Annotated in this window: 18 protein-coding genes and 2 pseudogenes; 7 read left to right on the top strand and 13 right to left on the bottom strand. The window is 53.7% G+C overall.

Annotated elements, in window-relative coordinates:
* Nucleotides 1-53 precede the first annotated feature (53 nt).
* Nucleotides 54-1,895, top strand: coding sequence for a DNA helicase RecQ (recQ, locus tag F6R98_RS12530; RefSeq protein WP_153249313.1), 1,842 nt, complete (start codon nucleotides 54-56; stop codon nucleotides 1,893-1,895).
* A gap of 523 nt (nucleotides 1,896-2,418) precedes the next feature.
* Here recQ and F6R98_RS12525 read toward each other — a convergent pair.
* The 5 genes from F6R98_RS12525 to F6R98_RS12505 form a co-directional block, all read right to left on the bottom strand.
* Nucleotides 2,419-3,096, bottom strand: a complete 678-nt coding sequence (locus tag F6R98_RS12525) for an HAD family hydrolase (protein WP_153249312.1) — start codon at nucleotides 3,094-3,096, stop codon at nucleotides 2,419-2,421.
* Nucleotides 3,097-3,350: 254 nt separating this feature from the next.
* Nucleotides 3,351-3,719, bottom strand: a complete 369-nt coding sequence (locus F6R98_RS12520; RefSeq protein WP_153249311.1) for a hypothetical protein — start codon at nucleotides 3,717-3,719, stop codon at nucleotides 3,351-3,353.
* A 280-nt stretch (nucleotides 3,720-3,999) separates the two neighbouring features.
* Nucleotides 4,000-4,257: a hypothetical protein gene (locus tag F6R98_RS12515; RefSeq protein ID WP_153249310.1), complete on the bottom strand. Its 258-nt coding sequence runs from the start codon at nucleotides 4,255-4,257 to the stop codon at nucleotides 4,000-4,002.
* Nucleotides 4,258-4,272: 15 nt separating this feature from the next.
* Nucleotides 4,273-5,157, bottom strand: coding sequence for an IS3 family transposase (locus F6R98_RS12510; RefSeq protein WP_153249309.1), 885 nt, complete (start codon nucleotides 5,155-5,157; stop codon nucleotides 4,273-4,275).
* Nucleotides 5,138-5,455, bottom strand: coding sequence for a transposase (locus F6R98_RS12505; RefSeq protein ID WP_153249308.1), 318 nt, complete (start codon nucleotides 5,453-5,455; stop codon nucleotides 5,138-5,140). Before F6R98_RS12505 ends, F6R98_RS12510 begins: the two co-directional genes overlap by 20 nt.
* Nucleotides 5,456-5,525: 70 nt before the next feature.
* Between F6R98_RS12505 and F6R98_RS22495 the strand changes: the two are divergent.
* From F6R98_RS22495 to F6R98_RS22805, 5 genes and pseudogenes are all read left to right on the top strand, one after another.
* Nucleotides 5,526-5,699: pseudogene (locus F6R98_RS22495) on the top strand (DNA cytosine methyltransferase); the annotation flags it as partial.
* Nucleotides 5,700-5,743: 44 nt separating this feature from the next.
* Entirely contained in the window at nucleotides 5,744-6,145 is a 402-nt protein-coding gene (gene dcm, locus F6R98_RS22490; protein WP_265588094.1) for a DNA (cytosine-5-)-methyltransferase, read from the top strand.
* On the top strand, nucleotides 6,142-7,131 hold the full coding sequence (locus tag F6R98_RS12495; RefSeq protein ID WP_265588093.1) for an HNH endonuclease: 990 nt from the start codon (nucleotides 6,142-6,144) through the stop codon (nucleotides 7,129-7,131). The genes dcm and F6R98_RS12495 overlap by 4 nt, the downstream gene beginning before the upstream one ends.
* A 28-nt stretch (nucleotides 7,132-7,159) precedes the next feature.
* Nucleotides 7,160-7,633, top strand: coding sequence for a hypothetical protein (locus F6R98_RS12490; protein WP_153249307.1), 474 nt, complete (start codon nucleotides 7,160-7,162; stop codon nucleotides 7,631-7,633).
* A 35-nt stretch (nucleotides 7,634-7,668) separates the two neighbouring features.
* Complete coding sequence (locus F6R98_RS22805) at nucleotides 7,669-7,872, top strand: PDDEXK family nuclease (RefSeq protein WP_153251052.1); 204 nt, start codon at nucleotides 7,669-7,671, stop codon at nucleotides 7,870-7,872.
* Nucleotides 7,873-7,960: 88 nt separating this feature from the next.
* Here the strand turns inward: F6R98_RS22805 and F6R98_RS12480 are convergent, their stop codons facing one another.
* The 6 genes and pseudogenes from F6R98_RS12480 to adk form a co-directional block, all read right to left on the bottom strand.
* Nucleotides 7,961-9,700, bottom strand: coding sequence for a FimV/HubP family polar landmark protein (locus F6R98_RS12480; RefSeq protein WP_153249306.1), 1,740 nt, complete (start codon nucleotides 9,698-9,700; stop codon nucleotides 7,961-7,963).
* Nucleotides 9,701-9,706: 6 nt separating this feature from the next.
* A complete protein-coding gene (locus tag F6R98_RS12475) occupies nucleotides 9,707-10,732 on the bottom strand; it encodes an aspartate-semialdehyde dehydrogenase (protein ID WP_153249305.1) in 1,026 nt (341 codons plus the stop codon).
* Nucleotides 10,729-11,817, bottom strand: coding sequence for a 3-isopropylmalate dehydrogenase (gene leuB / locus F6R98_RS12470; protein WP_153249304.1), 1,089 nt, complete (start codon nucleotides 11,815-11,817; stop codon nucleotides 10,729-10,731). The genes F6R98_RS12475 and leuB overlap by 4 nt, the downstream gene beginning before the upstream one ends.
* 250 nt (nucleotides 11,818-12,067) lie before the next feature.
* Nucleotides 12,068-12,715 carry a 3-isopropylmalate dehydratase small subunit gene (leuD, locus tag F6R98_RS12465; RefSeq protein ID WP_153249303.1) on the bottom strand — a complete coding sequence of 216 codons (648 nt, stop codon included), beginning with the start codon at nucleotides 12,713-12,715 and terminating at the stop codon, nucleotides 12,068-12,070.
* A gap of 325 nt (nucleotides 12,716-13,040) precedes the next feature.
* A pseudogene (leuC, locus tag F6R98_RS12460) lies at nucleotides 13,041-14,432 on the bottom strand (3-isopropylmalate dehydratase large subunit); the annotation flags it as partial.
* 52 nt (nucleotides 14,433-14,484) lie between these two features.
* Complete coding sequence (gene adk / locus F6R98_RS12455; RefSeq protein ID WP_153249301.1) at nucleotides 14,485-15,135, bottom strand: adenylate kinase; 651 nt, start codon at nucleotides 15,133-15,135, stop codon at nucleotides 14,485-14,487.
* Between the two features lie 920 nt (nucleotides 15,136-16,055).
* On the opposite strand from adk, the gene F6R98_RS12450 reads away from it, so the two are divergent.
* Nucleotides 16,056-16,445, top strand: coding sequence for a bacteriohemerythrin (locus tag F6R98_RS12450; protein WP_153249300.1), 390 nt, complete (start codon nucleotides 16,056-16,058; stop codon nucleotides 16,443-16,445).
* A gap of 45 nt (nucleotides 16,446-16,490) precedes the next feature.
* Here F6R98_RS12450 and rapZ read toward each other — a convergent pair whose 3' ends face one another.
* Complete coding sequence (rapZ, locus tag F6R98_RS12445; RefSeq protein ID WP_153249299.1) at nucleotides 16,491-17,348, bottom strand: RNase adapter RapZ; 858 nt, start codon at nucleotides 17,346-17,348, stop codon at nucleotides 16,491-16,493.
* A 3-nt stretch (nucleotides 17,349-17,351) separates the two neighbouring features.
* Nucleotides 17,352-18,800, bottom strand: a complete 1,449-nt coding sequence (locus tag F6R98_RS12440) for an RNA polymerase factor sigma-54 (RefSeq protein ID WP_153249298.1) — start codon at nucleotides 18,798-18,800, stop codon at nucleotides 17,352-17,354.
* Nucleotides 18,801-18,967 lie beyond the last annotated feature (167 nt).

The following is an 18,967-nucleotide window of genomic DNA, read 5'->3' as shown; positions in this document are numbered from 1 at the left end:
TCCGATTTTAACAGTGAGCCAGGCGGGTCCGCTGGAACGCGGAGTTTTTAATCATGATTTCAGATAAGGCAAAACAAATCCTCCGCGACGTATTCGGCTATGACGCCTTCCGCGGCGCGCAGCAGGCTATCGTTGCGCATGTGGCCGGCGGCGGCGATGCGCTGGTGCTGATGCCGACCGGCGGCGGCAAGTCGCTATGCTATCAGATTCCGGCGCTGCTGCGTCCGGGCGTCGGCATCGTGGTGTCGCCGTTGATCGCATTGATGCACGATCAGGTGGATGCGCTCAAGCAGCTGGGCGTGCAGGCTGCTTTTCTGAATTCCAGTCTGGAGGCCGATGCCGCGCGCGAGGTGTGGCGACAAGCGTTGCGCGGCGAATTGAAACTGTTGTATGTCGCGCCGGAACGTTTGATGACCGAAGGTTTTCAGGGGCTGCTCGAACGCTTGCAGCAAGACGGCGGCATCGCGCTGTTCGCCATCGACGAAGCCCACTGCGTCTCGCAGTGGGGCCATGATTTCCGTCCCGAATACCGGGCGTTAACGATATTGCACGAGCGCTTTCCCAACGTGCCGCGTATCGCGTTGACCGCCACGGCGGATGCGCCGACGCGGCGCGAGATCGTCGAGCGGCTGGCGCTGGAGCAGGCGCAACAATTTGTATCCAGTTTCGACCGGCCCAATATTCGTTACCGCGTCGCGTTGAAGAACAATGCGCGGCAGCAGCTATTGTCCTTTCTGGATAGCGAGCATCCTGACGACGCCGGTATCGTATATTGTCTGTCGCGCAAAAAGGTCGAGGAAACCGCGCTCTGGCTCAAAGGGCAGGGCAGGGACGCCCTGCCGTATCACGCCGGGCTTGGTGCTACGGAGCGCAGCGCCAATCAGCGCCGCTTCCTGCGCGAAGAAGGCGTCGTTATGGTCGCCACGGTCGCATTCGGCATGGGTATCGACAAGCCCAACGTGCGCTTCGTCGCCCATCTCGATCTGCCGAAAAGCATGGAAGGCTATTATCAGGAAACCGGACGCGCCGGGCGCGACGGCCTGCCCGCCAATGCCTGGATGGCTTACGGTCTGGGCGACGTGGTGTCGATGCGGCAGATGCTGCTGTCCGGCGATGCGCCCGAGGAGCGCAAGCGCGTGGAAATGCAAAAACTCGATGCGCTGCTTGGCTTCTGCGAGTCCACCGCCTGCCGCCATCAGACCATTTTGCGTTATTTCGGCGAAGAACATCCCGGCGATTGCGGTCAGTGCGACAACTGCCTGGAACCGGTTGATACCTGGGATGCGACGCAAGCCGCGCAAATGGCGCTGTCCTGCGTCTATCGCACCGGCCAGCGTTTCGGCGTCGGCCATTTGATCGACGTGCTGCTCGGCAAGGAAACGGCGAAAATAGAGCAATTCCGGCACGGGCAGCTCAGCACCTACGGCATTGGCAAACAGCTCACCCAGCCGCAGTGGAGCAGCGTCTACCGCCAGCTCGTCGCCGCCGGTTTGCTTGACGTGGATATGGAAGGCTACGGAGGCCTGCGCCTGAGCGAAGCGGCGCGCCCGGTATTACGAAGCGAACAGACTGTCCGGCTGCGGCGCGATGCCGCGCCGGTCAAACCTAAAGCCGGTAAGGACGAACGCGGCACGCAAGCGCGTACCGCCTTGGTCGGACCCGGCGAAGATCTGTTATGGACGGCGCTCAAGGCCAAGCGACTCGAACTGGCCCGCGAACAAGGCGTACCGCCTTATGTCATCTTCCACGACAGCACCTTGCTGGAAATTCTCAACCGCAAGCCGAAAATGCTGAGCGAGATGGGGCTGCTCAATGGCGTTGGGCAGGCCAAACTGGCGAAGTACGGGGATATCTTTTTGCAGGTGATCGCGGAAGCGGAGAACGATCAGCAGTGATGCGGCCCGCTCGTTCAAAGCGTAGCGATAGATTATTGGTCAGTATTTTAGTAACTATTCAGCGAGTGCTTTTGGGGCATGACCAAAGCAGCCGGAAGAGAGGCAGGCCCGTCGAGACACGCGGAAGCGTGTCGGTGATATTAACCACGCGGAAGCGTGTCGGTGATATTAACCACGCGGAAGCGTGTCGGTGATATTAACCAGGCGGAAGCGTGTCGGTAGTTAACCACGCCGCAAACCCCGTCCTTCGGCTGCCGCTCAGGGCAGCGCCCTGCGCCCATCCAAGGGCGCAGAATGTCTCGCCTGACTCACTCACATCTTCTCCTGCGGGTAGGCTGAATAGTTACGAATAGTTGTAAGTAATTATTCGGTAAGGATACGGCGATAAATAACTTCCCGGGTGACTATATACCCGTTAGCCCTGAGCTTGTCGAAGGGCCGTTCTCATGGTTCGAAAAGGCTCTGCTGAGCGAGCGTAGTCGAAGGGCTAACCACGAACGGGGAAGTTATTCTCGACCATACCCTATGCCTCCAGCAACTCGCGAGGAAATTCCTCAAAGCTTTCGATCACGGTTGACACGCCTTCACAGGCGAGCAGCTTGTCGTGCGTTTCGCGCGGACCCAGCCCGACGATATGCCCGATGCCTGCCGCATGCGCGGACTTGAAACCGGAAAACGAATCTTCGACAACGATACAGGCATCCGGCGGCAGGTAGAGGTTTGCCGCCGCCTTTGCATACATGTCGGGCGCAGGCTTGCCGGGAAGGAAACCGTCATCGTAGACGATATGCTGCAGACCGAACCACTTTTCCAGATCGAGGTGCTGTGCGAAGAAATCGACATTGTTTTTCTCCGAAGCCGTGGCAATGGTTCTGGGTATGCCGTTTTCCACAACGAAATCGAGCAGCGCGGTTGCGCCCGGAGACAGTGCGAAGCGGTCGGGATTTTTCAGGCACAAGTTCTGATACATTAATTCCTTGATCTGGGCGAGATCGAAGAGCTCGCGGCCTTGCAGCGTGCGTCCGGTCAGATAGCGCAAAATATGGGAGTTGGTGCGTCCATGCACATGGGTTGCAAATTCCTCACCGCTCATTTCCGAGCCTCTGAGCCGAAGTGCGGTCGCTTGCCATGCCTGAAAATGGAAGTCCGCGTCCCAAAGTAAAACACCGTTAAAATCGAATATTATCCCTTTATATTTCATCGCTATATTAAGATCGTCTTGTGTAGTGGGCGAAATGTTTCCCGATGCGGCGCGATTTGATCTGCCGCCGTCTCCATGCAATTTTATCGCATTGGGCCGTCGAGCGGCTTCTTATAAAAGCAGTTATGGTCATGTGGCCATGAGCTATTGAGTAAGCAGCACATATGGAGGGGTAATAATGCTATCCGATGTTTGGACGCATCACAAAAAAGCCGGGTTGCTTCGATGTTTCCGGTTGCGGCAAGTCTACGCCATTACTGTCGGGTATCGGTTGAACTCGATGGGAAGTAAAAACTCCGTTGGCAGGTTTTACACCTTACACGCTCATCCCCGTTATCTTCTGGCATGGGGAGCAGGTCCGAAACCTCGCCATGCGTAAAACAACTGGGGCATGGGCGTCGCTCATGCGGGAATAGGGTGTTCCAGAAGGCTTGATATTTCTGTATCGCCTCTTCGGTTATCAAGGCAAGACGGTTTTCTTTTTCTTCGATAGATTTCTTGAGATCTTTCCTGTCAGGTTCGAGATCGAGGTCTTTTTTATAAGACATTATCGAACGGCTAAGCCTGTTCCTCTCTTCAAGAAACCAGTTGTACAGAGTTTTAAAAAGCTGTTCATCGGCCATTGTTTTTATATCCCGGCTTTTGTGGCAAACAAAAACTGTATCGGCCTCCTGTCTTTTGCGCAACTGTCAGAATTGACAGGTTTGGCCGGAAAGCGTGCTGTAATTTCTGAAAGATCGGCAGTGCGATAATCGGCCAAGCTCCTGGCGTTTCCGGCGTAACTGCTTCAATTCCGGCTTAACCCGCTATTGCCGGACAAAAGGTTGACTAGGGATAAAAAAGGCATATTGTCCGCAAAAATTCCCAGAATATGCCCGGAACAAATTATCATGAACGCCTTTTTTACCTTGCTTGACCAGCGATCAGGACGCGGCGCTTGCCTGTCTGGATCAAGCCCGCAAGCACCATACGCAAGCGGCGATCGCCAAGTATTTGGAGATTGACGTTCGTACTATCAGACGGTGGGAAGCGAGAGAAACGCATCCTCCCGCCTATGTGGCTCACGCTTTGCAGCAATTGCTGCCATTCGGGGATGACAGCGCTGAAGGCGCTTTTGATTTTATAGACCTGTTCGCGGGCATTGGCTGTAATGGTCAACAAAAACCGGACACCTGTTCAGGCAGCGTTTCGATAAAATTCCCGCTCGAATTCGAGAGGGGTCTGATAACCCAATATTGAGTGTGAACGGCGGCCATTATAAAAAGCCAAATAATCGATCACACTCAGTTTTGCGGCCTCTTGGGTCTTGAATTTTTCGTAGTTGAGCTGCTCATGCTTCAAGCTGCGAAAAAAGCGTTCGGTCGGCGAGTTGTCCCAACAGTTCCCTTTACGGCTCATACTCTGTTCCATCTTCATCACTTCTAAATGCCGGCGATATTCCCGGCTCGCATACTGGCTGCCACGATCCGAGTGATGATGCAACAGACCGGGTGGCGGCTTACGGCGCCAGAAGGCCATTTGCAAGGCCTTGACGCACAGCGAGGTCCGCATGTGATCATCAATCGCCCAGCCCGCGACTTGCCGGGAAAACAGATCGATGACCACCGCGACATAAAGCCAGCCTTGTAGGGTCCACACGTAGGTAATATCTGTCGTCCCTACTTGATTGGGTTTGGCAACCTGGAATTGCCGGTCCAAGCGGTTGGGCGAAATGGCCTCGTTATGGTTACTATCGGTGGTGACCTTAACTCGCCTGGGATAGCGAACCTTCAACTTTAAATCTCGCATGATGCGCCGCGTTTTAAAACGCCCAACGGCATGACCTTGTTTTTGCAATCGATCCGCTAAACGACGCGAACCAAAGCACTGTTTATTGTCGATGAAAATCTGCCTCGCCTTCTCGGCAAGCTTTTGATCTTGTTGATCCTTATCGCTGTCCTGTCGGGCTTTTAACCACTCATAATACGCACTGGTACTCACCTGACTCGACAGAGCACGGTCACTGGATACGTCTTCTGTTGCACCTGAATAAACCCGTACTTTATTCGGCTTCTTTCGCAAAGAAGACTGCGGCCTTTTTTAAGATTTCACGCTCCATGCGTAATTGTTCAATTTCCTTGCGCAAACGAATCAATTCATCGTGATCCCCCAGATTCAAGCCTGGCTTTTTCGTCGCAGACTCATTGCCGGAAGGCTTGCGTTCCGCACGAACCCAGCGCCCGAGGGCACTTAATGATATGCCCAAATGGTCCGCAGCCTGGTTCAGGCTGTAGCCTTTTTCAAGAACCAGCTGGGCGGCATCTTGCTTAAATTCCAGACTGTATTTGGGGCGCTCGTGTTTTTTCTCGTTTGTCATCATGCTCACCTCTGCTGACAGTATAAATTCTGCCTTTGGAAGTGTCCGGGTTCATTAAACCATTACAGGCGGCTTGCGCAAGACATTCGAACAAATCGGCGGACGCTGCGTATTTACCAGTGAGTGGGACAGCTATGCACAGAAAACCTATGCCGAGAACTTTCGCGATGGACATCCTATTGCCGGAGATATCACCCAGGTGCCGGCTGCGGACATTCCCGACCACGACGTACTATTGGCCGGTTTCCCCTGCCAGCCTTTCTCGATAGCCGGAGTATCGAAAAAAATGCTTTGGGCAAGGCGCACGGTTTTGCCTGCGAAACGCAAGGCACGCTGTTTTTCGACGTGGCGCGCATTATCGAAGCAAAACGCCCGCGCGCCTTTCTGCTGGAGAACGTCAAAAACCTCGTTTCGCATGACAAGGGCCGCACCTTCGACGTTATACGCCGCACCCTGACCGAAACGCTGGGCTACCATGTCCATTATCGCGTCATGGACGGCGCGCATTTCGTCCCGCAACACCGCGAGCGCATCCTGATTGCCGGTTTCCGCGAACCGGTGGCATTCGATTTCGATGCCTTGCCTTTGCCGTCCAAGAGCGAACATACGCTCAAGGACATTCTGCACCGCACAACAAGGACGGATCGGAAATACTGGTATATCAAGGCGAGAACAAGAATTCGCGCCGATTGACGCCCAGAGAATGTGCGCGGCTGATGGGGTATCCTGATTCGTTCAGGATACCTGTTTCGGATACGCAAGCTTACAAGCTATGTTCTCAGGCGGCAGTTGTCCCAATGGTTGAATATGCGGCTAAACTGATAGCATTGCAACTCAATTTACAGGAGAAGGCATCGGAAGCGAAAGCTGTCGAAGTGCCGCAAGATATCATGACCACAAGTCGCTGGACGAAAGAACAACTCAAACTTGCATTTCATCTTTATTGTCAACTTCCTTTCGGAAGGTTGCACAGCCGGAACCCGGAAATTATTCAACTTGCCCAATTGATTGGGCGAACGCCTAGTGCCGTAGCTATGAAGCTAGTAAATTTTGCCAGTTTAGACCCGGCAATCACTAGCACTGGGCGTGCTGGCTTAGGCAATGCAAGTGCGCTGGACAAAGAAGTTTGGGCAGAATTCCATGCCGATTGGGAAAAACTCGCTCTCGAGTGCTTATTATTAAACGCTACGCTTCGTAATGAAGTAGATTCCGAGTCAGTTGCTGAATTGGACTCAGCTGAGCTAGCCGAGCTCCAAGACTTTTTTGGCGAGACAAAACGAGTTTTGACGGAAAAGCGAGTTAAACAACACTTCTTCCGGCGTGCTGTGTTGAGTAGTTATCGGGGGCGCTGTTGTATTTCAGGACTTTCAGATGCGCGTTTGCTGATGGCGAGCCACATAATGCCATGGAGTTACGATAAAAAAAACCGGCTTAACCCCAGTAATGGCCTTTGTCTTTCTGCTATCCACGACAAAGCTTTTGATCGAGGGTTAATAACACTTTCTGACGACCATGAGGTCATGTTGTCTGAACAATTAAAGCGAAGTGATGATGTCTTTGTTGTTAACATATTTCTTCCGGTTGAAGGCCGTAAAATTGAGATGCCGGAAAAATTTATTCCTAACCTGGCTTTTATTTCACACCACCGCAATAAAATATTTGTTGATGCCGCTGTTTGATTTGGTTTTATAAAAACATGGGGGGAGCGTGACTAATCACGTCAGTTATTCAAATGCTCTGGTAAGTATTGCGAAAGAACAGGCTAGGGTTGTTTTAAGTGGAGGCAAGGGGCTACAAGAGAGGTTGGAATTTATATTTCAAAATCATTTGAAATTCCGCCCGCAAAATCTAATACTTACTGCCGTAGCAAATTTTGAACTTTTGAAGAGACACACCCTCGATATAAAACCTATAGAATCAGGAATGTATCTCAAACTGATGCTTGGGGGTACAGTAGCTAACGAAGAAGTCGAAGATGGAGGATTGAATGGCCCATGGATCGGCCCGCTCAATTGGTTTCATTGCACATACCTTGCTGTCATTGGTCTCGGGTTTGCAAACGGCGAAGAATTAGATACGCAAGGGTACAATGTCGATATCCCATCACCCATATATTTGTATCAAGAAATGATTTACTATGATGGAATATATTACGGAGGTTGGGAACTTCAGTACGTGTAGTTTCAACGTAAGCAATCGAGTGATCCAGCAGCGCACTGTTTCTGGCAACAGTTGATGACCGTGTATCTTCGACTGCCATAGACGACATGGGCAATCAGGGAATTCATCTGGTTGTCCCCGAGTCACTGAAAGGATCGAACGAAACTTGCTACAAGAACAAGAAAAACGTAATCACATTCCGAGCGTTTTTCGACGAAGAGATTTCTTTCAAGAGGCCGGGCTGCGTTGAACCTGAATAGTTTCCGGACCAATATACGTTCGGACAGTTTTCGAAGTTTGGTGAGCGGAACTTAGCGATTTTCGATGGATGTGACGCTATGAAAACCACTACTCTTCCTTATCCAGTTTCGCCAACTGCAACCGCGCTTCCTCCCGTTGCTTACCGCTGCCGTCCGCGATAATTTCAGTCAGCAGCTCCCCGGCGCTTTTGCTGTCGCCCATCGCGGCGTAGGTCAGCGCGAGGTCGAGCTTGGTTTCGTTTTCGTCCATGTCGGTCAGGTCGGAGATAACCGCGCTGATGTTTGCGTCGGGGTTAGTAGTCAGGCTGCCGATGGTCGTTTCTTCAGCTACGCTCGGAGGGACTGCCGGAACGGGCGCGTAGCCGCCGCTCGAGTCGGGCGTTTCTTCCAGCGGCAGTAACGACAATCCGGAGCTTGGTGCCGGTGTCGCGGCTATTGCCGGTTCTGCGCCTGTTTGGTTCGGTAGCGGATTAATCTGCATATCCGGCACGGACAGTTCGGCGACGGGTGTTTCTGTTGCGCGGACGGGATCAGGGTCCGTTTGTTTTTGCGGATAGCGAATGTCCGCAAGCATTTTATCCTTTAACAACTGGCGCGTTACTTCGGCTTGTCTGGCCTGACGCTCGGCTTCGAGCGTTTGTTTACGGCTGCGTTGGGCCAGATATGCCCGTATTGTTAGCGACAACAGCAGCGCCAGCGCTGCCGCGCCGATCATCCGGATGTTGCTGAATGTTGCCGCATCTGCAGCCGGCTCCGGGGTTTTTTCCGGAATAGCGTCGATACTGGCGGCGACACTTGCTGTCTTTTCCGTTACATCGGCGACGGGAGGAGGAAGGGATGTTTCAGGCGAAGTAGGCGGTGCAGTGGGTGCAGCCTCTTCCGTTGGGACAGCGGCTGGTTGCTGCGAGTCGGAAGCGGTCTGATCGTTGTTGTTGGCTTCGGCCGCCGGCGTTGCCGGAGCGGGTTTCGGTTGAGCCGGAATCCGCGACTGATCGACAGTCGGCAGGACGGCATCAGGTTCGGATGCTGTCTGTCCAGCGGGTGCGCCCGCGGGCTGCTGCGCCGGTACTGCTTCGGATTGCGGCAAGCTGCGCGCGTCCCGCAGTTGCGCCAGTTCGGCTTTTACCTCGAGTCCGGCTTGTCCGGCCGGGATACGCGCAATTTCCTCATGTGCGGGGATGCTGAGATATTCGCCGCTTTTCAGCGCATTGATCGTCGGCTGGTAGAACGCTTGCGGGTTGGCCTGATACAGCGCCAGCGTCATTTGCGCCTGACTGATATCGGCATAGGGGTTGATAGCGCCGGCGATGGACCAGAGCGTTTCATTGGCTTTTACCGGCCCGTAACGGGTTGCACTCGCGCTGTTCGGAGTCCGGCTTTCTGTTGCGGCGGAAACCGGGTCGGTAAGCGAGCGGGGAGGGTCTATCAACAGCGAATATTCGCGCGCTGTCTGTCCTTGTCCGTCGCTGAGGCTTAGTCTCAGCTTGACGCCGGCGGCCTGCACCGTTTCATCCGAAATGACGTGAACGGTAAATTCATTGTTGCCGCTGCTCCTCTCCAGCGTTAAATGCAATGCCGGACTATTCGCTTCGCTATTGCCTGCCGGGTTTGCCGAAAGCTTGCCGTTGATGTGCAGGTTCGCCAATGATTCGCCGGCGTCCAGCGTAAGCGGAACCGTGGCGTTAAACGGCTGATTCAGCGCCGAATGGACGCTCGGTTCGCCAAGGCTCAGCGCTACCGCCCCGGTTGGCGGCAGCGCAAGAGCGATAAGCGCTGGTAACAGCGTAACAGGGCGCCGTTTGTGCAGGGGGGCGACTCCATTCGTCATTTTTGGTTACAGCCAGTGTTCGATCAGTTGTTCTGCGATTTGTACGCTGTTCAAAGCCGCGCCCTTGCGGATGTTGTCGGAAACGATCCATAGGTTCAGCCCCAGCGGATGGGAAATATCCTCGCGGATACGCCCGACGAAGACCGGATCTTCACCGGCGGATTCGCCGGCGGCTGTCGGATAACCGCCCGGTTGGTGCGTATCGATTACGCGCACGCCCGGCGCGGCTTCCAGCAGTTCGCGCGCGTGCTGCGCGGTGATTTTTTGGTGCGTTTCGATATGAACGGCTTCCGAGTGGCCGTAGAAAACCGGCACGCGGACGGCGGTCGGGTTGACCAGTATGCTGTCGTCTCCGATGATCTTGCGCGTTTCCCAGACCATTTTCATTTCTTCCTTGGTGTAGCCGTTGTCCATGAATACGTCGATTTCCGGCAGTACGTTGAAAGCGATCTGCTTCGGGAAAACTTCGCAGCGCGCGGGCTTGCCGTTCAGCAAGGCCGCGGTCTGGCTGGCCAGTTCGTCTATTGCCGATTTGCCTTTGCCGGAAACCGCCTGATAGGTACAGACGTTGATGCGCGCTATGCCCACGGCGTCGTGGATTGGTTTAAGCGCCACCAGCATCTGGATGGTGGAACAGTTCGGATTGGCGATGATGCCGCGATTGCGATACTCGCCTATTGCGCCCGGATTGACTTCCGGCACCACCAGCGGGATGTCGTCGTCGTAGCGGAAGCAGGAGGTATTGTCGATGACCACGCAACCGGCTTCCGCCGCAACCGGAGCCCATTGCGCGGACACGGATGCGCCGGCGGAAAACAGGCCGATTTGCGCCTGGCTCCAATTGAAAGCGGCGACATCCTGCACCAGCAGGGTATCGCCCTTGAATTCCACGCGATTGCCTGCCGAGCGCGCGCTGGCCAGCGCGAACACTTCACCCACCGGAAAATGACGCTGCTCCAGTATGGAGAGCATGGTTTCGCCAACCGCGCCGGTAGCGCCGAGTATGGCAACGTTATAAATTTTTCTGCTCATGATTTCCTCGCCAGCAACGCGGAGACGATAGCGTCGCCCATTTCCGTCGTGCTTACTTTTCGCGTGCCTTCCGAATAAATATCGGCGGTACGGCAACCCGCATCCAGCGCAGCCTGTATGGCCTGTTCGATATGCGTAGCCGTGGCGTCGTCGTCGAAGCTGTAGCGCAGCAGCATCGCCAGCGACAGGACGGTTGCAATCGGGTTGGCGACGTTGCGTCCGGCGATATCCGGCGCGGAGCCGTGTATCGGCTCGTACATGCCTTTGCCGTTTTTATCGAGCGAAGCCGACGGCAGCATGCCGATGGAGCCGGTCAGCATCGCCGCGCAGTCGGAAAGGATATCGCCGAACAGGTTGTCGGTCAGCATCACGTCGAACTGTTTCGGGTTGCGTACCAGCTGCATGGCGGCATTGTCGACGTACATATGGCTTAGCGCGACGTCCGGGTATTCCTTGCCGACTTCGATCACCACCTCGCGCCACAATTCGGTGCATTCGAGGACGTTGGCTTTGTCGATGGAGCACAGGCGTTTCTGGCGCTTGCGCGCGATCTGGAAGCCGATATGCGCGATGCGGCTGATTTCCGATTCGCTGTAAACCAGCGTATTGTAGCCTTCGCGTTCGTTGCTGTCGTTGATGCGGCGTCCGCGCGGCTTGCCGAAATAGATGCCGCCGGTCAGTTCGCGAATAATCATCAGGTCGAGGTTGGATACGACGTCCGCTTTCAGTGTCGATGCATCCAGCAGTTGCGGGTAGAGCAGGGCAGGGCGCAGGTTGGCGAACAACTCCAGTCCGGCGCGCAGGCCGAGCAGGCCGCGTTCCGGGCGCAGGGCATAGTCGAGTGGTTCCCACTTGGGACCGCCTACCGCGCCCAGCAGTATCGCGTCGGCATCCTGCGCCAGTTTCAGCGTGGCCTCAGGAAACGGGGTGCCGGTGGCGTCGTAGGCAGCGCCGCCGATCAGGCCTTGTTCGGTTTCGACATTCAGGCCGAAGCCGCTACGCAGGGCGTCGAGTACTTTTATGGTTTCGTTAACAATTTCCGGGCCGATGCCGTCACCGGGTAGTATTGCGATTTTTTTGGTCATAGTTGGTAATGTTGAGCAGTGTGTTTGTGCGTTTGTCAGGTGCCCCTCTCCTGCGGAAGAGGGTTGGGGTGAGGGCTAAAAACTCATGGACTTTCCATGATGTTGCTGCAAGCATCCGGCTCATGTCTCCCTCACCCCTGTCCCTCTCCCTGAGGGATAGGGGATAAAACATTCGCTTGCAGACTTGTGCAGATCGCTGATAAGGGCTTTGGTTTAAATATGCAGTGCTCTACCAGACGGAGATGAATGATTACGCGTGGCTCTGTGCGGGAAACAGCCATGGTGCTTCAACAGCGCGTTTGGCTTCATAAGCGCGGATGGCATTGGCATGTTTCAAGGTCAAGCCGATGTCGTCCAGTCCTTTCAGCAAACGATGTTTACGCGAAGGGTCAATGATAAACGGTATTTCTTCGCCGTACGAGGTTGTTATGATTTGCTCGGACAAATCGACCGTCAAGGTAAAGCTTACCGAGCATTGCTTGAACAGGCTGTCAATTTCGGCGTTGCTCAAGATAATAGGCAGCAGGCCGTTCTTGAAGCAATTATTGTAAAAAATATCGCCAAAGCTGGGCGCGATAATGACCTTGAAACCGTAATCTTCCAGCGCCCAGGGCGCATGCTCGCGCGAAGAGCCGCAACCGAAATTTTCGCGCGCCAGCAGGATGCGTGAGGTGAAATAGACCGGCTTGTTCAGGATAAATTCAGGATTCAGCGGACGGCGGGTACAATCCATGCCCGGTTCGCCTCTGTCCAGATAGCGCCACTCATCGAACAGGTAAGGTCCGAAACCGCTGCGTTTGATCGATTTCAGGAATTGCTTCGGGATAATCGCATCGGTATCGACGTTGGGACGATCCAGCGGGACTACGCGCGAATTGATTTTTCTGAAAGGTTGCATGGTGGTATTTCTCCTCTCATCTCGATTTGTTAGCGCGTTTGCGGTCGCTGTGAGCGCTTTTTTTGCGTGGGCCAGACACTGCGGACGGCGCGTGATGTGGCGCCACATGCGTATAGGTCTGTGCTTCGTTATCCTCGTTCCGCACATGAGAAGAGGATGCTTCGAGGTGCGCTGCTTCTGATTGCTCCGCGTTCTCGGCATTGCTTATCGCTGCGTCGTGTGCCGTAGCAGCGCTGTTTACTTCCGTCCCGGTTTGGATAGTTTCCGGGGAAGTGTCGGCGAGCGTTGCCGCTTGCTCCGTTTTCGCCACGGGTGCGAGGGCGCGGATATCGATAAAATGACCAGCTATCGCTGCCGCCGCGGCCATCGCCGGGCTGACCAGATGGGTACGGCTCATATAGCCCTGGCGTCCCTCGAAGTTGCGGTTGGATGTAGACGCGCAGCGCTCGCCGGGTTCCAGGCGGTCGGTATTCATCGCCAGACACATGGAGCAGCCGGGATCGCGCCATTCAAATCCCGCTTCAATGAAGATTTTGTCCAGACCTTCGTCTTCAGCCTGACGTTTGACCAGACCCGAGCCGGGTGATACCAGCACCTGTTTAACGCCCGAGTCTTTGTGGCGGCCCTTGGCGACGGCTGCTGCGGCGCGCAAATCCTCAATGCGCGCATTGGTGCAGGAGCCGATAAAAGCCTGGTCGATCCGAATCTCCGAAATAGGCGTTCCCGGTTGCAGGCTCATATACTCCAGTGCTCTGGTCATGGCTTCGCGCTTGACTCCATCCGCTTCCGCAGCCGGATCGGGAATGCGCGCGTCTATGGCGATAACCATTTCCGGCGATGTTCCCCAGGTAACCTGGGGTTGCAGCTTGCCTGCATCCACCACGATTTCCGCATCGAATTGCGCATCGGCATCGCTATGCAACTGTTTCCATGCAGTAACCGCCTGATCGAACAGTTCTCCCTTCGGCGCGTAGGGGCGCTCCTTCAGGTAAGCCAACGTCGTGTCGTCAACCGCGATAAGTCCCGCCTTGGCTCCGGCCTCAATTGCCATGTTGCATACCGTCATGCGGCCTTCCATGCTGAGCGCGTTGATCGCGTCTCCGGCAAACTCTATGGTGTAGCCGGTGCCGCCGGCGGTGCCGAGTCGCCCGATGACTGCAAGTATGATGTCTTTGGCGGTCACATCGTCAGGCGCCACGCCATCAATGCGCACCCGCATGTTTTTGGCTTTTTTCTGCACCAGGCACTGGGTGGCCAGCACATGTTCGACTTCGGAAGTGCCGATGCCGAAAGCCAGCGCGCCGAAAGCGCCGTGCGTTGATGTGTGCGAGTCGCCGCATACGATGGTCATGCCCGGCAGCGTAGCGCCTTGCTCCGGCCCGATGACATGCACGATGCCCTGGCGCGGATCATTCATGCCGAACTCGGTGATGCCGTATTTGGCGCAGTTTGCATCCAGCGTTTCTACTTGCAGCCGGGAAACGGGATCGGCAATTCCGTGTTCGCGCCCGGTGGTCGGTACATTGTGATCCGCCACCGCCAGATTGGCGTCTATGCGCCAGGGCTGCCGCCCGGCCAGACTCAATCCCTCGAACGCCTGGGGCGAGGTTACTTCATGGATCAGGTGCCGATCGATATAGATCAGTGTGGAACCATCGGGATCGGTCTGAACCACATGTTCGTCCCATAGCTTGTCGTAGAGGGTTTTTTGACTCATTTTGGTACCCCGCCTGCATGTTGTAGTATTTTTGATGTCGCCGGTGATACGCTTACTCCGTCAGTATGGCCAGCATTTTTTCAGTGATCCCGGAAACGCTCCCGATGCCGGGGATTGATGAAAACTTTACTCCGCCGTTGGTTTTGGCTTTATTCTGATAGTAGTCAACCAATGGGCGTGTCTGTTCATGATACACCTGTAAACGCTGCCGCACCGTTTCTTCGCGGTCGTCGGCGCGTTGGATCAGCGGCTCGCCGGTTTCATCGTCCAGATCCGCCTGGTGCGGCGGATTGAAAACCACATGGTAAGTGCGCCCCGATTCGGAGTGTACGCGGCGGCCGCTCAGGCGTTGCACGATATCTTCGTCCGGCACGTCGATCTCAACGACATGGTCCAGGGCAATGCCCATCTCTTCCAATCCATCGGCCTGAGCTATGGTGCGCGGAAAACCATCCAGCAGAAACCCATTTTTGCAGTCAGGGGCGACAATACGCTCCTTGATAAGACCGAGTATGATTTCATCGGAAACCAGTTGTCCCGCCTCCATGATTTTTTTGGCCTCGAGACCCAGAGGCGTGCCTGCACGTACGGCGGCCCGCAACATATCTCCGGTGGAAATCTGCGGAATCCCGAATTTTTCCGAAATGAATTTGGCCTGGGTTCCCTTGCCGGAGCCGGGACTGCCTAGAAGGATAACGCGCATGTAAATACTCCCCCCGCTAAAATTCTTGATTTTGTCATAAAAACGATCTTTTCGCACTTGTTCTTGCAAAAGCGGCTGATTTTGGCGGGAGGGAGCGTTTATGGCCGGCATATTGATGGGTTGGCAGTGTGTGGAGCGACAGGTTGACTATCCAAAAACCGCGGCTTAATCGACCAAATCACAGGCGTGCCTGATGCCTTTTGGCTTTCGCCATGGCCTCTGGAAAGGTTTCGTCGAGACAGGCTTTAAAATCCTGGCGGGATCTTGTCGGCGGGAGTTGTAAAGAGGCCTTTGGGATCTGAGTCCTGAATGGCCCGGCAGTGTGATTCAATGGTTAGCCATAATTGCTGCATACTATAGCCACTTAAGGTCGTCCACCGTAATTTTCTTGGGGCGACCCAGGCGACTTTTTTCAGCAACCAAGCGAATAGCGTTCGGACGGGAATGTTAAAGACGCGAGCCACCAGCGATAAAAATACAAGGGATAAGTCCATCAACAGCGCGTCATAACCGCTGTATTGAATAAATTTTCACTGCGTCAATACAGGAGGTATATTCTCGTACAGCCTCTTGGGCTCATTTCTGTTCGGTTTCGCGGTCCACTCCGCTTCACCGTCCGCGATTTTTCAAATGAGCTATGCTTCCATGGTTTTCGGCGATTTGCTTGCTGTTCTAAGTGTAGGGGACTAAGTGACTCGCGCGATTGGGGATATGTTTAGCGGCAGCGTCATTGCTCTGCCGATACTTTGCGCAATGCAGCGCGTATTTGGATAATATACTATCCGATCAGTCGAGTAGATATACATTCATATTTTAAATTTCTTATAAAATACCAACCGTTTTTTGTCAATCCCAATGCGGCAAGTAACGGTAATGATTGTAATCAGGAAATAATTGGCTTATTTTAAAAGGAGGGCGCAATGCTGAAATGGGAAAGCAAGTATGAAATTGGTAATGAAAAGATCGACTCGCAACATCGTTTGTTTTTAAGTCTGATCATAGATTTTCATGAAACGGAAACAAAAGGCGAGTCAAAGGAAAAGCTGATTCGTGTATTCAAGGAAATCAACAAGTACGCTGAATTTCATTTTCTGAGCGAAGAAAATATAATGATAGAATATAATTATCCGGACGACAGACGACATGCGGAAATGCACAAAAAGCTACTGGAGGAAATTCACGAGAAATACAATCCATTTATTTCCGGAGATATTTCAGCGCATGACGTATTTGAGTTTTTATTTGAATGGTTTGTTAGTCATACCGCCAGAGAGGATAAAAAACTCGTCGGTTACATTAAAAATATGTAACTATTAAAAGTGCAAACCTGGAAGCCAGAAGCAGAATAGGGAAGGTTACGATAAATCCCTGTGACGTACCAGGATGTCATAAGACGACGACTGAAAATGCCGGGCGAGCGCTTCGATCAAAAAAACCGAGCGGTGCTGCCCGCCGGTGCAGCCTACCGATATGTTCAGATAGCTGCGGCGCTCCGCTTCGAAGCGGGGCAGCCAACGCTCCATGAAGGCGTTGATATCGCCTAAAAAATTCATAACTTCCGGGATAGCGGACAGGAAATCGTTTACTTCCCTGTCTTTCCCCGTTTTACTTCTGAGGTTGGGTTCCCAATGCGGATTAGGCAGACAGCGCGCATCGAATAAAAAGTCGGTGTCCAGAGGCAAACCGTTCTTGAATCCGAAAGACTGGAAGCAAAGGGACATTAAATGTTCGTTACGCATGCCTACGCGCTCGAATATTAATTCCCTCAGTTGGTGTACATGGGTATAAGTCGTATCGATAACCAGATCGGCTTCCCTGGAAATAGGCTCTAATACGCCTCTTTCCCACTCGATGGCCTCGGGCAGCGAATGTGCGGCATCCGTTAGCGGATGTTTGCGGCGCGTTTCGCTGAAACGCTTCAGTAATGTCGAAGGTGCGGCTTGTAAAAAAATCACGCTGCAATCAATGCCATGATCCTGCATCATCGCCCGAGTCGATGGGAAGTGTTCGAGGCTTTCTCCTGGATTGCGCGCGTCGATGCCTATGGCGGTTTTCTGGAAAGTGACGCGATTGGTGATCATTGCCTCACTGATGAAGCCGTTCAGCAGGGCTATGGGCAGGTTGTCTATACAGTAATAGCCGCAATCTTCCAATGTTTCCAGCGCAATACTTTTGCCTGAGCCGGACAATCCGCTGACGATAATCAATTTCATGGCTTAAAAGGTCCGTTTCCTTTCGTTTGACGGCAGTATATTCATTGCCTCGCGATATTTCGCGACGGTTCTGCGTGCAACATGTATGCCGGTTTTGTTCATGGCTTCGGATAGGCTGTGATCGCTTAACGGTTTATTGGGATCTTCGTTTTCTATCAGTTCCTTGATGAAAGCCTTGATCGCGATGGCGGAACATTCGCCGCCGCCTTCGGTTCCCACATGACTGGAAAAGAAATATTTGAACTCGTACACGCCATTGGGGGTATGCATGTATTTTTGGTTGGTTACGCGTGAAATGGTGGATTCGTGCATGCCGACCTCTTCCGCTACTTCGCGCAGCACCAGCGGTTTCATCGCGCGTGCTCCGAATTCGAAAAAGTCGCGCTGGTGATCGACGATGGAGCGCGCCACCTTGAGCAAGGTTTCATTGCGGCTTTGCAGGCTTTTGATAAACCAGCGCGCTTCCTGTAAATGCGTTTTCATGCTGATATTGTCGGAGCTGTTGTCCGCGCGTTTAATCAGGTTGGAATAATATGGGTTTACGCGTAAAGCCGGAGAGGTGTCCGGATTGATGGACACGATCCAGTCCCCTCCCTTGCGGCTGATAAATACATCGGGAACGATGTATTGCGGTTCATCAAGCTGGATGCGGCTGCCGGGTTTGGGTTCCAGAGTTCGTATCAGCGCAACCACCTCGGCCAGTTCGTCTTCGCTCATATCCAGCACGCGGCGCAGTTTCGTCAGATCTCTGGAACCTAGAAGCGCAAGATGATGAGCGGTCAGTTCGAGCGCTTTCGCCTTCCATGGCGTGTCGTCGGCCAGTTGCCGCAGTTGTATGCTGAGGCAGTCCGCAAGATCGGCGGCGGCGACGCCGGGTGGGTCGAATTGTTGTATTCTGTGAAGCACGGCTACCAGCTCGCTGAGGTCAAGCTCTTCCATCTGGCTCAGCAGGCCTTGATGTATCTCATCAATGGATGTTGTCAAATAGCCGTCTTCGTTGATCGCATCAATGATGGCTGTCGCTATGGCTTTATCCTGGTCGCTGAAAGGCGTCAGCTCCATCTGCCAGATTAAATGCTCTTCCAGTGTTTGCGTCGGCCGGTATTGTTGCAGATAATCGTCATTATCGTATTCAGCGGCGGAAGCGGTATAACTCTGGGAATTGCCGTAGACATCGTCCCATGATGAATCCGTTCCGAGTTCGACCGGAATCTCTGAAGCCGTGTTGAAGTTGGATAGTTCGGCGTATTCCGCTTCCTCCCGCGGCGTCTCGATTTGTTCGGCGACACTGTTTTCCTCTTCAGCCAATTCCAGCATCATATTGGAATCCAGCGCTTGCTGTATTTCCAGTTGCAGGTCCAGTGTAGACAATTGCAGCAACTTGATTGCTTGCTGTAATTGGGGAGTCATGGCCAATTGTTGCCCAAGCCGGAGATGCAGAGATTGTTTCATGATGTTGAAGCGAGCCTTTTGCCTTGATGGTCTGTTTATTGCATGGATAACTTGGATATATTAATCGAGCTTGCGCGGGACTGCAAAGGAAAACAGCGGCTTTCTTCTCCATTGGCGCATAGGCGGGGATTCGCGCCGCCGTAGCCGGACTTCATGCAACGCAGTCC

The sequence above is a fragment of the Candidatus Methylospira mobilis genome, assembly GCF_009498235.1.
Taxonomy (GTDB): domain Bacteria; phylum Pseudomonadota; class Gammaproteobacteria; order Methylococcales; family Methylococcaceae; genus Methylospira; species Methylospira mobilis.
This window is presented reverse-complemented; position numbering and strand designations above follow the sequence as displayed.

What these genes read in the sequence shown, in the direction of transcription:
- F6R98_RS12525 (WP_153249312.1), bottom strand. Translation starts at nt 3,096, where the DNA reads ATGAAATATAAAGGGATAATATTCGATTTTAACGGTGTTTTACTTTGG.
- recQ (WP_153249313.1), top strand. Translation starts at nt 54, where the DNA reads ATGATTTCAGATAAGGCAAAACAAATCCTCCGCGACGTATTCGGCTAT.
- F6R98_RS12480 (WP_153249306.1), bottom strand. Translation starts at nt 9,700, where the DNA reads ATGACGAATGGAGTCGCCCCCCTGCACAAACGGCGCCCTGTTACGCTG.
- F6R98_RS12520 (WP_153249311.1), bottom strand. Translation starts at nt 3,719, where the DNA reads ATGGCCGATGAACAGCTTTTTAAAACTCTGTACAACTGGTTTCTTGAA.
- F6R98_RS12505 (WP_153249308.1), bottom strand. Translation starts at nt 5,455, where the DNA reads ATGATGACAAACGAGAAAAAACACGAGCGCCCCAAATACAGTCTGGAA.
- F6R98_RS12440 (WP_153249298.1), bottom strand. Translation starts at nt 18,800, where the DNA reads ATGAAACAATCTCTGCATCTCCGGCTTGGGCAACAATTGGCCATGACT.
- leuD (WP_153249303.1), bottom strand. Translation starts at nt 12,715, where the DNA reads ATGCAACCTTTCAGAAAAATCAATTCGCGCGTAGTCCCGCTGGATCGT.
- adk (WP_153249301.1), bottom strand. Translation starts at nt 15,135, where the DNA reads ATGCGCGTTATCCTTCTAGGCAGTCCCGGCTCCGGCAAGGGAACCCAG.
- rapZ (WP_153249299.1), bottom strand. Translation starts at nt 17,348, where the DNA reads ATGAAATTGATTATCGTCAGCGGATTGTCCGGCTCAGGCAAAAGTATT.
- F6R98_RS12475 (WP_153249305.1), bottom strand. Translation starts at nt 10,732, where the DNA reads ATGAGCAGAAAAATTTATAACGTTGCCATACTCGGCGCTACCGGCGCG.
- F6R98_RS12450 (WP_153249300.1), top strand. Translation starts at nt 16,056, where the DNA reads ATGCTGAAATGGGAAAGCAAGTATGAAATTGGTAATGAAAAGATCGAC.
- leuB (WP_153249304.1), bottom strand. Translation starts at nt 11,817, where the DNA reads ATGACCAAAAAAATCGCAATACTACCCGGTGACGGCATCGGCCCGGAA.